We start from the raw sequence: 13,583 nt of genomic DNA, 5'->3' as shown, positions 1-13,583 counted from the left end.
GAGGGCTCAGATGCGGTGGGCGGTGAAGGTCATCACCTTGGCCGCCAGCTTCATGAGCCCGCGCACCGGCCCCGGCAGCGCCTGACCGCCGGCCGCCAGCGCGGCGTCGGCGTGCTCGACCTCGTCGTCGCGCATCTGGCGCACGATGGCCCGCGAGGCGGTGTCGCCCTCGGGCAGCCGGTCGAGGTGGCTGTTGAGGTGGGCCTCGACCTGGCGCTCCGTCTCGACGACAAAGCCCAGGCTGACGCCGTCGCCCGCGCGCGCGGCGAGCAGGCCGATGCCGAAGGCGCCGGCGTACCACAGCGGGTTGAGCAGGCTGGTGCGCCCGCCCAGCTCCTTCAGGCGCTGCTCGGTCCACGCCAGGTGGTCGGTTTCTTCGCGCGCGGCAGCGTCGAACTGCGCTTTCAGCACCGGGTCCTTCGTGCCCCAGGCTTGCGAGGCATAGAGCGCCTGGGCGCAGACTTCCCCGACGTGGTTCACACGCATCAGCGCGGCAGACAGGCGCTTCTGCTCGTCGCTCAGGGCGCTGCCTTCCGTCTCGGGCTGCGGGCACGGACGCGCCGCCGTGTGCTCGGCAAACACAGTGCGGATGGCCGAATCGAACGAGATGAGCAGGCGGTCCAGGCCGTCATGCTGGACGGCGGCAGGGGAAGAGGAGGCGGTGTGCATGGTCGCCGATGGTGACAGGTTGGAGGAGGGCCGACCCTGATCGTACGCAAAACCCCGCATCCGGGGCGGGCGCGACTCAGCGCTGCATCAGACCGCGGCTCTTGGCGATCGACATCAGGATGCCCAGCGCCAGGCCGAGCGTGACCATGGCGGTGCCACCATAGCTGATGAAGGGCAGCGGCACGCCGACCACCGGCAGGATGCCGCTGACCATGCCCATGTTGACGAAGGAGTAGGTCAGGAAGCTCAGCGAGATCGCGCCGGCCAGCAGCCGGGAAAACAGCACGGGTGCCTGCGAGGCGATGTAGAGCCCGCGGAAGATCAGCGCCAGGAAGCCGGCCATCAGGCCGAGGCAGCCGATCAGGCCGAATTCCTCGGAGAAGGCCGCGAAGACGAAGTCGGTGGTGCGCTCGGGGATGAACTCGAGGTGGGTCTGTGTGCCCTGCATGAAGCCCTTGCCCGTGACCCCGCCGGAGCCGATGGCGATCATGCCCTGGATGATGTGGAAGCCCTTGCCCAGCGGGTCGGCGGTCGGGTCCAGCAGCGTGCAGACACGGGTCTTCTGGTAGTCGTGCAGGCCGACCCACTTCACGCCCGGCTGGCACAGCTGCGGCTCGTACCAGATGATCAGGCTGATGCCGATGAAACCGGCCAGCAGCACCGGCACGATGAGGCGCCAGCTGAGGCCGGCAAAGAAGATCACGTACAGGCCGGACGACAGCACCAGCATGGCCGTGCCCAGGTCGGGCTGCTTCAGAATCAGGCCCACGGGCAGCATCAGGATGGCACCGGCCATCGCGAAATCGGGGCCCCGCAGCTGCCCCTCGCGCCGCTGGAACCACCACGCCAACATCAGCGGCGCGGCAATCTTCAGGATCTCGGACGGCTGGATGACCATGCCGACGTTCAGCCAGCGGGTCGAGCCCTTCTTGGTGATGCCGAACAGCTCGGTGGCGACCAGCAGCACCACGCCCAGCACGTACAGCGGCACGGCGAGGCTCATGAGGCGCTGGGGCGGGATCTGGGCCACGGCGAACATCACCAGGGCAGCCAGCACCATGTTGCGCGACTGGTCGGCGAACCGCGTGCCGTGGTCGAAGCCGGCCGAGTACATGGTGACCAGACCGGTGGCACACAGCGCCATCACGATCAGCAGCAGCGGCAGGTCGAAGCCCTGGAAGACCGGGCGGATTCGTTGCCACAACGAGGGCTTGTCGAAGGCGATGCTCATGGCTGCACGCGGGGCGAAGAAGCGTTGACGGCCGCGGGGGGTGGCGCGGCGGGAACCGAGGGCGCCGGAGCGGGCGCCGGCACCGGGGCAGGCGCTGGCGCAGACGGCGACGACGCCACCGAGGAAGGCGCGCTGGCGGAGGCCGGCGCACTGCCGACGAGCCGGGGTGGCTCGGCACCGAACACATCGGTGGCGCGCGGCAGCGGCACGTCGGCAACGCGGCGCGGCGTGCCGACCGGCGCAGCGGCCTTGCCTTGCTGCACCAGCGCGATGTCTTCCTCGCTGGGGTAGACGCCGAGCAGCAGGTAATCGAGCACGCGGCGGGCAATGGGGGCGGCCGCGGCGGCGCCGAAACCGGCGTTCTCCACGATGACGGCCAGCGCCACGCGGGGGCTGTCGACCGGGGCAAAGGCCTCGTAGAGCGAATGGTCGCGCCGGTACTCGTCAAGCCGCGAGGCCACGTACTTCTCGTTCTGCCGCAGCCCCACGGCCTGCGCCGTGCCGGTCTTGCCGCCGCTGGTGTAGCCCGCGCCCAGGAACACACGGGTGGAGGTGCCCTGCAGCGTCACGCCCTGCATGGCCTCGCGGATCAGGCTGGTGTGCCCCGGCTGGAAGCGCAGCGGTGTCAGCTGCGTGCGCTCGGGCACGTGGCGTTCGCGGGTCACGACGTTTTCGATCTCGCGCACGATGCGCGGCTGATGGCGCTGGCCATCGCTCACCATCGTGCCCAGCGCGGTCGCGATCTGCAGCATGGTGAAGTTGTTGTAGCCCTGGCCGATGCCCAGCGAGATGGTCTCGCCGGCGTACCACTTCTTCTGTTCGGGTCGGCGGTAGGCCTTGCGCTTCCATTCGGTCGACGGGAGGATGCCCGTGACCTCGCCCTTGAGGTCGATGCCGGTGTGCCGGCCGAAGCCCAGCTGCGCCATCTGGTCGTGGATCAGGTCCACACCCATTTCGTTGGCCAGTGAATAGAAGTAGACGTTGCTGGACTCGACGATGGCGCGGCGCATGTCCATGGCGCCCCCGCGCTCGTTCTCGGGACTGCGAAAGCGGTGTCCGCCGAACAGGAACACCCCGTTGTCCATGATGATGGTGTTGGGGTTGCGCTTGCCGGTGTTCAGCGCGGCCAGGGCCATGAAGGGCTTGTAGGTCGAGCCCGGCGGGTAGGTGCCGCGCAGGGCGCGGTTCAGCAGCGGCTTGTCGGTGCTTTCGTTGAGCTCCTTCCAGTTCTCGCTGTCGATGCCGTCGACGAACAGGTTGGGGTCGAACGTGGGCTTGGAGACGAAGGCCAGCACCTCGCCGTTGCGAGGGTCGATGGCCACCAGCGCGCCACGGCGGTTGCCGTACAGGCGCTCGATCAGGCCCTGCAGCTTGATGTCGATCGACAGGTGGACCGTGTTGCCCGGCGTGGCGGGGGTGGAGCGCAGGCGGCGCACGGCCCGACCGCCCGCGCTGGTCTCGACCTCTTCGACCCCGGTGATGCCGTGCAGCTCGCGCTCGTAGCTCTGCTCGATGCCGAGCTTGCCGATGTGCTCGGTGCCGCGGTAGTTGGCCTGGTCCTCTTCCGGCCAGTCCTCCATCGCGGCGGCCTCACGCTGGTTGATGCGCCCGATGTAGCCCAGCACGTGGCTGGCGAGCGCACCGTACGGGTAGTGGCGGAACAGGCGCGCCTGGATGTCGACCCCGGGGAAGCGGTAGCGCTGGGCGGTGAAGCGGGCCACCTCTTCGTCGCTGAGTCGCGTGCGGATCGGGATGGACTCGAAGCTCTTGGATTCTTCGCGCAGGCGCTTGAAGCGGCGACGGTCACGGGCCTGGATGTCGACGATCTCGGCCAGCGCGTCGATCGTGGCCTCGACATCCTGCACCTTGGAGGGCGTGATCTCGAGTGTGTAGGCCGAGTAGTCGTTGGCCAGTACCGCGCCGTTGCGGTCGACGATGAGGCCGCGGTTCGGCACGATGGGCACGACCGCGATGCGGTTGCTTTCGGCCTGCGTGGCGAGTTGTTCGTGGCGCACCACCTGCAGCGTGACCAGGCGAAAGACCAGCAGGCTGAAACAGAGCAGCACGAAGCCGGCCGCGGCCCACAGGCGGAGCCGGAAGCGGCTGAGTTCGGCTTCGAGGTTCTTGAGTTCGGTCATGGGCGGGTGCGCAACCCGCTATCGTAGCGCGAGCAGGTTGCCGGCGCCCCCGCGAGGGCAGCCGGCCGGCCTCAGAAACGCACCACGCTCTGCACCCACAGGCGGGTGCGGCTTTCGGGCTCCGTCTCGATGCGCGCGTCGCCCAGGCGGGTGGCGACCATGGCCTTCAGGCCGATGTCCGGCGTGGGCGCCCACACCAGCGACAGCCCGGCCCCGGTGAGGGTGCGGCCGTGGCGGCCGGCCGACTGGAACCGGTCGAAGCGCACATGGCCCGAATCGACGAACAGGCCCAGCTGCACCGGCTGCAGCGGCAGGGTGTAGCGCAGTTCGGCCGTGCCCAGCACGCCCTGGTCGCCCAGGGCCTCGCCCTCCGGATAGGCGCGCACACCGTTGACGCCCCCGATGGACATCTTCTCGGACGGATCGAGGTTGCGCGATGTGGCCTGGCCGTAGACCGAGCCGAACACCGACCAGCCCGGACGCAGCGTCGCATTCAGGTTGGCGGTCAGCACCGCCTTGCTGAAGTAACCCAGGGTGCGGCGGCTGTCGCTGGCCACCTGCTCGGCGGCCGGCAGGTTCAGCTTGCCGCGGGACAGCACGGCCGTCCACGCGTGGCTGGTGGCGCCCTGGGTGCCGAAGCCGTTGAAGCTCGCCGACACGACGTCTGCCTGCTTGCGGTTGAAGTGGTTGCTCAGCACGGCGATCTTGTCGGCGTACAGCTTCTGATCCCAGCTGAGGCGACCGAGCAGGCCGGCGCCTGGCGAACGGGCCAGCGTGGCGGCCACGTCCACCGTGCCCATGCGGGCGGTTCCGCTGGCGCGCAGGTTTTCGTACTCGCGGCGCAGCTGGTAGTCGACCTGCGAATAGGCCGCGCCGACCGTCACGCCTGGGCGCGCCACCGGCACACGCCAGCCCAGACGCAGGTTCTGGGTCGACTCGTCGGTGACCAGCGCGCGGGCCGTGAGCTGGTCGCCCAGGCCCAGCGGGCTGTTCCAGGCAAGCTGCGCCGCCGCGCGCCAGTAACCGGTGTAGCGGTTTCCGTGGTTGTCGAAATCCAGCTGGCCGGTGACGGCCGGCGCCGGGTCGACGCGCACCGTGAGGTCGGATTCACCGGTGCGGGTGCCGGGTTCGAGCACGACGCTGGCGCGGCTGGTCCCGGGGATGTCGCCCAGCGTGAGCAAGCGGGCCTCGAGCTCGGGGCCGCGCACCACCGAGCCGCCGGGGATGTCGCCGAGCAGGCGGGCCACGGTGGCATCGGTCAGGCGGGAGGTGTTCTCCAGCCGAACCTGGCCGACCTGGCCTTCCAGCACCCGCACCTCGATCGCGCCGTCGACGATGTCCTGCGCGGGCAGGATGGCGCGGGCGATGGGGTAGCCACGCTCCTGGTACAGGCGGGTCACGCGGGCGACGGCACGCTGAAGTTCGACCAGGGACCAGCTGCGGCCCACCAGTTCGTCCAGCGGCGCTCGAACGTCGGCTTCGGGCAGCACGGTGACGCCGGTCAGGCGCACCGCCCGCACGTGCACGCGAGGGCCGGCTGCATCGGCCTGGGCAGCCGGAGCGACGGGCGGGGTCAGCGGGGCGGCACGGTCTTGTGGCACGGCCGGGGCCACGGGGGGCGTGAGCGCACGCTGCACGTCACCCGCACCTGGCAATGCCGGCGTCTGGGCATGCAGCCCCACGGCGGCCATCAGGCCGGCTGCGGCCACACCGAGGTCACGCGGGCGGAAGGGAATCGGTCGGGACATGGTAATCGGAGGGAATGAGCACGGCGGCCGACATCGGCCGGCCGCCGTGAGAGGTCTCAGGCGCGCCAGACCCGACGGGCCGGCGCAACTCATTTCAGCGCAGCGTGGCCGGCACGCGCACGCCGCCGTCCTTCACCTGCAGCGGGCTGTTGCCCGACAGGCGCACCGTGCCGAGCAGGTCCGGGTCCTCTTCCTCACCCGCTGCGGTGGCCGGGAAGCGGCTCAGCAGGTCGGAGAGACCGGCCAGGTTGGCGCCCAGGCCGGTGGGCTGGCCGCCCTGCTGCACGGTGCCGATCACGGTGCCCGGCACGGACGGGGTCGTCGGTGTGGTGGGGGTGGTCGGGGTGGTGGGGGTGGTCGGCGTTTCGGGCACAACCACGGCCGGCACGATGCGCCCGCTGGTCACGAAGACCGGGCCGGGGGACAGGCTGGTGGCCGCGCCTTCGGGGAGCAGGGCGAAGGTGTAGTTGCCAGCTTCCGAACCGGAGAACGTCAGCCCACGGAACTGCACGCGAATGTGCTCGGCACTGGCCTCGGCCGAATCGAACATGATGTCTTCCACACGCAGGGGATCGACGTTGTCGCCGTCAATCAACTGGCTGCGGTCGATGTCGATCAACTCGGCAGTGCGGGTGCCGTCGACCACCTTGGTCTTCACCAGCACGTCGAGCTCCTTGGGAAGAATGGCGGCCAGCACACGGCCGTCATCCGATTCGCGCGGCGCCGCCATGATGAAGCCCTCGCCGTCGAGGCTGGCCCGGATCTCGGTCGCCACGTCCCAGCGCGGATCCGATTCGTCGGACACGAAGGAGGCATCGAAGCGCGCCTTCACCACCTCGATCGTGGTCGGCACCTTGCTCGGCAGCCCACGCAGATCGAAGCGCAGCGACGCCACGTCGGTGCCGTCGTACACCTTGTCCATCGCCTGGGCCGCAACGAAGTACTCGCCCCAGTTCCAGCCGGCGCCTTCAAGCGCGGCCTGCCAGCGCAGCACACCGCCTTCGGCCAGCTCTGCGCTCACCGGCATGGTGCGCCAATCCACGGTTTCCAGATCACCGGCCCGCAACTGCCCCTGGACATCGATCTGGCTGCCCGGTGCACCGAGCGCCACGAGCCGGATCACGCCCTGGGTCCCGGATTCGATGCTGCCGGCTTCGAGCACGCCCGAAGTGTTCACCACGGCCTGCTGAAGCGAACGCGCGTCGAGCACGACGGTTCCGCCCTGTGCCGACACCGTGCCGGACTGTTGCACCAGCGCATCGACCGCCGCCTTGTCCAGCACGTAAGACAGCGCCCCGCTTTCGCCATTGGGCTTGAAGACCACGCGGTCGCCCGCCAGCATCAGCGCCTGCCCTTGCGGCGCCGAGATCAGGCCGCTGTTCGTGACCTGCCGGCCGACCAGGACCACCGTGCCGCCGCCGCTGGCCACGATCTCGCCTTCGTTCGTCACGACGCCAGCGCTGCCGGTGCTCTTGAGCACGACCTTGCCGGTTGCCGGCTCGAGGACGGACAGGCCAAGCGCGCTGCCGACGAAGCTGCCGACGTCCACGCGGGCGCCCTTGGCGATGAAGAGGCCGTTCGGGTTGATCCAGTAGACCGAGCCGGGGGCCGTCACCGTGCCGAGCACCTGCGAACCGGTGTTGCCCGTCACGACGTTGACGGCCACCTGCGTGGCGCTGCCCTGCGCGAAGGCCAGCGTGTGCCCGGTCGGCACATCAAGCGAGGTCCAGTTCAGGCGCAGCACCGCGCTGCCCTGCGTCACGGTGGTCGTCGTGCCGCTGGTGCTGACCGAGCCCGTGCCGGACACCACGGTGGCCTGCGACGCGTCCAGCGTCAGCGCCCAGGCCGGTGCCTGGCAGACAAAGGCGGCAGCCAGCGCCAGCGCGCCCCGTTGAAAACGATGAGACATGGAAGCTCCAATCGGCCCGCAATGCGGGCCGCGACACGGTTCAGAAAAGGGACGGCGCGCTCAGTGGCCCGCAGCCGCGCGGCGACGGCGCGCCGACCAGGCCAACACGCCGAGGCCGACCACCGCGAGGGCCATCGTCGACGCCTCGGGCACGGGCGCAGCCGGATAACGCATGTCCGGCGCCGAGAACGACAGAATGTCGAAGTTGGCACGCTCGCCGCCCAGCGTGCTGGCGCCAAAGCCGATGCGAACGTCACTCCAGTCGGAGAAAGTGCTTTGCGAGACGGTCGACGTCGCGAAGGTGCGCCATGCCTCGCCAGGGCGGCTGTCGTCCATCGACAGGTTCAGCGCCCAGCCCTTGTCCTTCCAGATGAACTGAAGCTTGGCGTGCACCAGCATGCTGTCAAGCATGTTGACCTTGTCGGCACCGAACTTGAGCTTGGAGGCAGCCAGCGCGGCGACCGGGTCGCTGGAAGCACCAGCCTGCCGCGACAGGGCCTTGTTGGCGGCCGGGTCGATCAGAAAGGCCATGCCGTCGTCGAACGCGTTGAGGCCGAAGGCACCTGACGCGGTGCCGACCGGCGCCTGGCTGGAGACGAACACCGCGAATCCATCGCCCCAGCTGCTCTGCGCCCCGGTCCCGGTGACGCGGAAGTCGAAAAAGACTTCGACAGGCTTCTTTTCTTCACGGGCAAGCAGGTTGCTCAAGTTCAGCGAACCGGGGCCCCAGGTGACACCGACTTGACTGGACTGGTTCGCTGTCAGGCGCACGGTGTTGCCGCCTTCGATCAACGCCGCCGAGCCGTCAAGATCCCAGTTCGAAAACGTGGCGGCCTGGGCCGAGGCGCCACCCAAGAGGGCAACAGACACCAGAACGGAAGACATTGCAAACCGCATCAGACACTCCTTCATTTGAAACAGATTGTGTCTGCGGTATCCGTTTGGCGCCACCCCGAAACAGAGGGGGTCATGATGCGACGCCCCCCCCGTTAACCGGACAAAGGAAACCAAAAACCCACAAAAAATCGGCTTCCAGGATCGGCAGTCACAGCGGCCGGTTCTTGTCCCGGTCGGGCGGGCGGCGCTGCGGGGCCAGCAGCAACCAGTTCGCGACCGGCCACAGCAGCGACTCGAACAGCGGCGCGAGCACCAGCGGCCAGCCGGGCCAGCCGGCCCCTGCCATCAGCCGCACCAGCAACGAGACGGCATGCGCGGCGATGAACAGTGGCACGATCTGCGCCGCCTGCGAAGGCACCGCGAACCACAACAGGCGGCGGTGCACCGTGATGGCGAAGAAGCTCAGCAGCGTGTAGGCCAGCGCGTGCTGTCCCAGCAAGGCGCCCTGGTGCACGTCCATCAGCAGCCCGAAGACGAAGGCCGCGCCCACCCCGACGCGCCGCGGCTGGTGCACGTTCCAGAACACCAGCACCACGGCCAGCAGGTCCGGCACGCCGGCCCAGCGCCCCCACGGCAACATGTTGAAAAGCATCGCCAGGAGCAGCGAAAACCAGATGAAGACCGGGTTGACCGGCAGCAGCAGCTCGCTGCCACGCGGCATCATGGTCGCACCCCCGACGGCGTGACGGTGACCGACGAGGCCGCCTTGTGGCGTCCGCCCGCGGCCGACGCGCCCGAAGCAGCCGCATCGGCCGGCTTGGCGGGCATCTGCGATGACAGCGGCTCGAGCAGCAGGACATGGCGGGCGCTGTCCGGGTGAGCCAGCGGGCCCAGCGCGATGCGCGCGAAAGCCGAGTCCGCGCGCCGGTCGACACGCACCACGCGGGCCACGGGCAGCCCGGGCGGGTAGACCCCGTCCAGGCCCGAGGTCTGCAGCACGTCGCCCGCCTGCACATCGGCGTTGCCCGCCATGAAGCGCAACTCCATGCCACTGTTTTCCGGCTGGCCGTAAGCCACGCCCCGCTGCCGGGTTCGCACGTTCACCACCGGCACGGCCGCGTCCTTGTCCGTCACCAACGTGACTTCGGATGTGAGCGGGTAGACCCGCGTGACCTGCCCCAGCACCCCGGTCTCGTCGATGACGGGCGAGCCCAGCACCGCGCCATGGCGACTGCCCTGGTCGATGACGACCTTGCGGGTGTAGGGGTCGGGGGCGTCGTACAGGATTTCGGCGGCGCGGGTGCCGACCTCGATGCGCGGACGGAGTTCGAGCAGCGCGCGCAGGCGGTCGTTCTCGCGTTCGAGCTGGCTCATGCGGGTCACACGCTCGGACTGGGCTGCCAGCAGCAGCTCGGCGCGGGCCTGCGTGCGCCTGGCTTCATCGACGCCGGCCAGATACTGGCTGGCGCCGTCCCACCAGCGCGAGGGCGCCAGCAGCACCTCCTGCACCGGGTGCAGCACGGTGGCCACCAGCGCACGCAGCGGCTGCGTCATCTGCCAGCGGGCGTCGGCCACCATGAGGAAAACAGCCAGCGCAGCAAAAAACATCAGGCGCGTGAACGCCGACGGCCCCTGCTTGAAGAAGGGCGGCGGCGTGCGGTCCAGCGTGGCCAGGGGCATGTCGGCGGCTCAACCCGGGCAAGGCGTCGGCAAACGGGGATGCGGCAGGATGCCTGCGCCTTCCGCCTGCGCCAAGCGGGAATTACTCCGAGGTGAAGATGCTGCCCAGGCGCTCCATGCGTTCGAGCGCCATGCCGCAACCGCGCACCACACAGGTCAGCGGGTCTTCGGCCACCAGCACCGGCAGGCCGGTTTCCTCGGCCAGCAGGCGGTCGAGGTCGCGCAGCAGGGCGCCACCGCCCGTCAGCATCATGCCGCGCTCGGCGATGTCGGCACCCAGCTCGGGCGGGGTCTGTTCCAGCGCGTTCTTGACGGCCGAGACGATCTGGTTGAGCGGGTCGGTCAGGGCTTCCAGAATCTCGTTGGACGAGATGGTGAAGCTGCGCGGCACGCCTTCAGACAGGTTGCGACCCTTGACTTCCATCTCCTTGACCTCGGAGCCCGGGAACGCGCTGCCAATTTCCTTCTTGATGGCTTCGGCCGTGGGCTCGCCGATCAGCATGCCGTAGTTGCGACGGATGTAGCTGATGATGTGCTCGTCGAACTTGTCACCGCCGACGCGGACCGAGCCCTTGTAAACCATGCCGCCCAGCGAGATCACGCCGACCTCGGTGGTGCCGCCGCCGATGTCGACAACCATCGAGCCCGATGCTTCCGACACGGGCAGTCCGGCGCCAATGGCCGCGGCCATGGGCTCTTCGATCAGGTAGACCTCGGAGGCGCCGGCGCCCAGCGCGGACTCGCGGATGGCGCGTCGCTCGACCTGGGTCGAGCCGCAGGGCACGCAGATGATGATGCGCGGCGACGGTTTCAACACCGAGCGCGGATGCACCATCTTGATGAACTGCTTGAGCATCTGCTCGGTGACGGTGAAGTCGGCGATCACGCCGTCCTTCATCGGCCGGATGGCCTCGATGTTGCCGGGCACCTTGCCGAGCATGGCCTTGGCCTCGGCGCCCACCGCCTGGATGGTCTTCTTGCCGTTGGGGCCACCCTCGTGGCGGATCGAGACCACCGACGGCTCGTCCAGCACGATGCCCTTGTCACGCACGTAGATCAGCGTGTTGGCGGTACCCAGGTCGATGGCCAGGTCGGTCGAGAAGTACTTGCGGAACATGGAATACATGAATCAGGGCTCCAGCGCGGGCGGCGCATCCCTGCGGGCGGCACGGCGGACTCACGTGCGGCGGCAGGCGGACAGCGCAGCCCCTCGGAAAACGACACGCGCAGCCTGTGTCCGAAGACCCCGGCTGCGCGTCATGAAAGCATCCCCCAGGCCACCTTTCTGCGCGTCTCCGGCCGGGCTCTTTTGTGAAGAACACGCGACCCGCTTTCCCTGCAGAAACGTGGCTTGTGGATAACCTAGGATAATACCCCAAGGCCCCGCCTTTGCCGCCCTCGAAGGGGTGCGGAAACGCGTGCTTGCACTTGCACACAGGCATGACCCCGTCTGTGCAGCGCGACACGCCACGGGCGGTCGGCAATCCATTCGAGAACCTGGACAGCACCCATGGCCCTGACCCCCACCGACGTCAGCCGCATCGCCCAGCTCGCGCGCCTTGAACTGCGCGACGACGAGCAGGCTGCGATGCTCACGCAGCTCAATGATTTCTTCGCCATCGTCGAGAAGATGCGCGCCGTCGACACCTCCGGTGTCGCGCCCCTGTACACCCCCCTGTCTGCCATCCAGGACGTGACCCTGCGCCTGCGCGAGGATGCGGTCACCGAAGGTGACGCACGCGAGGCCAACATGGCCAACGCCCCCGCCCGCGACGGCGGCCTGTTCCTGGTTCCGAAGGTGATCGAATGACCGCCGCTTCCACTGCACTGCACGACCTGACCCTGGCCCGTCAGGCCGATGCCCTGGCCGCCGGCCAGACCACCTCCGTGGCCCTCACGCAGCACGCGCTCGACCGCATTGCCGCGCACACCCAGCTGGGTGCCTTCCTGCACGTCGACGCCGAGGGCGCCCTGGCCGCCGCAGCCGCGTCGGACGCCCGCCGCGCGGCCGGCCAGGCCCTGAGCCGGCTGGACGGCGTGCCCATCGCCCACAAGGACATCTTCGTGACCGAAGGGCAGCCGACCACCGCCGCCTCGAAGATGCTGCAGGGCTACCAGAGCCCGTTCGACGCCACGGTGGTGGCCCGGCTCAAGGCCGCCGGCGTGGTGAACCTGGGCAAGCTCAACTGCGACGAGTTCGCGATGGGCGGCGCCAACGAGAACTCGGCCTATGGCGTGGCCCGCAACCCGTGGGACACCAGCCGCATTCCCGGCGGCTCGTCGGGCGCCTCGGCCGTGGCCGTGGCCGCGCGCCTGGTGGCGGCCACCACCGGCACCGACACCGGCGGCTCGATCCGCCAGCCCGCGGCGCTGACCGGCATCACCGGCATCAAGCCGACCTACGGCCGCTGCTCGCGCTACGGCATGATCGCCTTTGCCTCGTCGCTCGACCAGGCAGGCCCGATGGCCCGCACCGCCGAAGACTGCGCGCTGATGCTGGATGCCATGAGCGGCTTCGACCCGCGTGATGCCACCAGCGCCGAGCAGGTGCGACTGCATGACGGCAGCCTGGCCGCCAACCAGCCCGGCGTGATCGGCAAGGACCTCGCCGCGCTGACCCTGTCGGCCGAACTCGCCGACAAGGCCCGCCCGCTGGCCGGCCTGCGCGTGGGCGTGCCCAAGGAATTCTTCGGCGAGGGCGTGGAAGCCGGCGTGCTGGCCGCCACGCGCGCCGCACTGGCCCAGCTCGAAGCCATGGGCGCCACGCTGGTCGACATCAGCCTGCCGCGCACCGAGCTGTCGATTCCCGTGTACTACATCATTGCGCCGGCCGAGGCCTCGTCCAACCTGAGCCGCTACGACGGCGTCAAGTTCGGCCACCGCGCGGCCAAGTACAGCGACCTGAACGACATGTACCGCAAGACCCGCGCCGAAGGTTTCGGCGCCGAGGTCAAGCGCCGGATCATGATCGGCACCTATGTGCTGAGCCACGGCTATTACGACGCCTACTACCTGCAGGCCCAGAAGCTGCGCCGCATGATTGCCGACGACTTCCAGGCGGCCTTCCAGCAGTGCGACGTGATCGCCGGCCCGGTGGCGCCCACGGTGGCCCGCCCGATCGCAACCACGTCTGGCTCACAGACTGATCCAGTGGCCGAGTACCTGGCCGACATCTTCACGCTGCCCGCCTCGCTGGCCGGCCTGCCGGGCATGAGCGTGCCCTGCGGCTTTGGTGAGCACGGCATGCCCGTGGGCCTGCAGCTGATCGGCAACTACTGGCAGGAGGCCCGCCTGCTGCACGCGGCCCACGCCTTCCAGCAGGTGACCGACTGGCACCAGCGCGTGCCCGCCGCCCTGGCCTGACCCGAACG

General features: G+C 69.2%; 11 protein-coding genes. 2 read left to right on the top strand and 9 right to left on the bottom strand.

Going from position 1 to position 13,583, the window contains the following annotated elements; translation table 11 throughout:
- Positions 1-6: 6 nt before the first annotated feature.
- The 9 genes from coq7 to Q0Z44_RS05770 form a co-directional block, all read right to left on the bottom strand.
- Positions 7-669: a 2-polyprenyl-3-methyl-6-methoxy-1,4-benzoquinone monooxygenase gene (gene coq7 / locus Q0Z44_RS05810; RefSeq protein WP_298011197.1), complete on the bottom strand. Its 663-nt coding sequence runs from the start codon at positions 667-669 to the stop codon at positions 7-9.
- Positions 670-745: 76 nt separating this feature from the next.
- Positions 746-1,900, bottom strand: a complete 1,155-nt coding sequence (gene rodA / locus Q0Z44_RS05805; RefSeq protein WP_298011196.1) for a rod shape-determining protein RodA — start codon at positions 1,898-1,900, stop codon at positions 746-748.
- On the bottom strand, positions 1,897-4,038 hold the full coding sequence (mrdA, locus tag Q0Z44_RS05800; RefSeq protein ID WP_298011195.1) for a penicillin-binding protein 2: 2,142 nt from the start codon (positions 4,036-4,038) through the stop codon (positions 1,897-1,899). Before mrdA ends, rodA begins: the two co-directional genes overlap by 4 nt.
- A gap of 71 nt (positions 4,039-4,109) precedes the next feature.
- Positions 4,110-5,786: a ShlB/FhaC/HecB family hemolysin secretion/activation protein gene (locus Q0Z44_RS05795; protein ID WP_298011194.1), complete on the bottom strand. Its 1,677-nt coding sequence runs from the start codon at positions 5,784-5,786 to the stop codon at positions 4,110-4,112.
- A 94-nt stretch (positions 5,787-5,880) separates the two neighbouring features.
- Complete coding sequence (locus Q0Z44_RS05790; RefSeq protein ID WP_298011193.1) at positions 5,881-7,695, bottom strand: filamentous hemagglutinin N-terminal domain-containing protein; 1,815 nt, start codon at positions 7,693-7,695, stop codon at positions 5,881-5,883.
- A 60-nt stretch (positions 7,696-7,755) separates the two neighbouring features.
- Complete coding sequence (locus Q0Z44_RS05785) at positions 7,756-8,592, bottom strand: PEP-CTERM sorting domain-containing protein (RefSeq protein ID WP_298011192.1); 837 nt, start codon at positions 8,590-8,592, stop codon at positions 7,756-7,758.
- A 148-nt stretch (positions 8,593-8,740) separates the two neighbouring features.
- Positions 8,741-9,256 (bottom strand): rod shape-determining protein MreD, encoded by a 516-nt coding sequence (mreD, locus tag Q0Z44_RS05780; RefSeq protein WP_298011191.1) that lies wholly within the window; start codon positions 9,254-9,256, stop codon positions 8,741-8,743.
- A complete protein-coding gene (mreC, locus tag Q0Z44_RS05775; RefSeq protein ID WP_109037763.1) occupies positions 9,253-10,212 on the bottom strand; it encodes a rod shape-determining protein MreC in 960 nt (319 codons plus the stop codon). Before mreC ends, mreD begins: the two co-directional genes overlap by 4 nt.
- A gap of 82 nt (positions 10,213-10,294) precedes the next feature.
- Complete coding sequence (locus tag Q0Z44_RS05770) at positions 10,295-11,338, bottom strand: rod shape-determining protein (protein WP_109037765.1); 1,044 nt, start codon at positions 11,336-11,338, stop codon at positions 10,295-10,297.
- Positions 11,339-11,722: 384 nt separating this feature from the next.
- Between Q0Z44_RS05770 and gatC the strand changes: the two genes are divergently transcribed.
- Entirely contained in the window at positions 11,723-12,022 is a 300-nt protein-coding gene (gene gatC / locus Q0Z44_RS05765) for an Asp-tRNA(Asn)/Glu-tRNA(Gln) amidotransferase subunit GatC (RefSeq protein ID WP_109037767.1), read from the top strand.
- The gene (gene gatA, locus Q0Z44_RS05760) at positions 12,019-13,575 is read left to right on the top strand and encodes an Asp-tRNA(Asn)/Glu-tRNA(Gln) amidotransferase subunit GatA (protein ID WP_298011190.1); all 1,557 of its coding nucleotides are present in this window, start codon (positions 12,019-12,021) and stop codon (positions 13,573-13,575) included. Before gatC ends, gatA begins: the two co-directional genes overlap by 4 nt.
- The last annotated feature ends 8 nt before the right edge of the window (positions 13,576-13,583 follow it).

This window comes from uncultured Aquabacterium sp. (assembly GCF_947366995.1).
GTDB lineage: Bacteria > Pseudomonadota > Gammaproteobacteria > Burkholderiales > Burkholderiaceae_C > Aquabacterium.
The sequence above is the reverse complement of the archived record's forward strand: the minus strand, read 5'-3'. Positions and strand labels throughout refer to the sequence as shown.

Coding starts and splice junctions, on each gene's coding strand:
- coq7 (WP_298011197.1), bottom strand. CDS start 669: ATGCACACCGCCTCCTCTTCCCCTGCCGCCGTCCAGCATGACGGCCTG.
- rodA (WP_298011196.1), bottom strand. CDS start 1,900: ATGAGCATCGCCTTCGACAAGCCCTCGTTGTGGCAACGAATCCGCCCG.
- mrdA (WP_298011195.1), bottom strand. CDS start 4,038: ATGACCGAACTCAAGAACCTCGAAGCCGAACTCAGCCGCTTCCGGCTC.
- Q0Z44_RS05795 (WP_298011194.1), bottom strand. CDS start 5,786: ATGTCCCGACCGATTCCCTTCCGCCCGCGTGACCTCGGTGTGGCCGCA.
- Q0Z44_RS05790 (WP_298011193.1), bottom strand. CDS start 7,695: ATGTCTCATCGTTTTCAACGGGGCGCGCTGGCGCTGGCTGCCGCCTTT.
- Q0Z44_RS05785 (WP_298011192.1), bottom strand. CDS start 8,592: ATGCGGTTTGCAATGTCTTCCGTTCTGGTGTCTGTTGCCCTCTTGGGT.
- mreD (WP_298011191.1), bottom strand. CDS start 9,256: ATGATGCCGCGTGGCAGCGAGCTGCTGCTGCCGGTCAACCCGGTCTTC.
- mreC (WP_109037763.1), bottom strand. CDS start 10,212: ATGCCCCTGGCCACGCTGGACCGCACGCCGCCGCCCTTCTTCAAGCAG.
- Q0Z44_RS05770 (WP_109037765.1), bottom strand. CDS start 11,338: ATGTATTCCATGTTCCGCAAGTACTTCTCGACCGACCTGGCCATCGAC.
- gatC (WP_109037767.1), top strand. CDS start 11,723: ATGGCCCTGACCCCCACCGACGTCAGCCGCATCGCCCAGCTCGCGCGC.
- gatA (WP_298011190.1), top strand. CDS start 12,019: ATGACCGCCGCTTCCACTGCACTGCACGACCTGACCCTGGCCCGTCAG.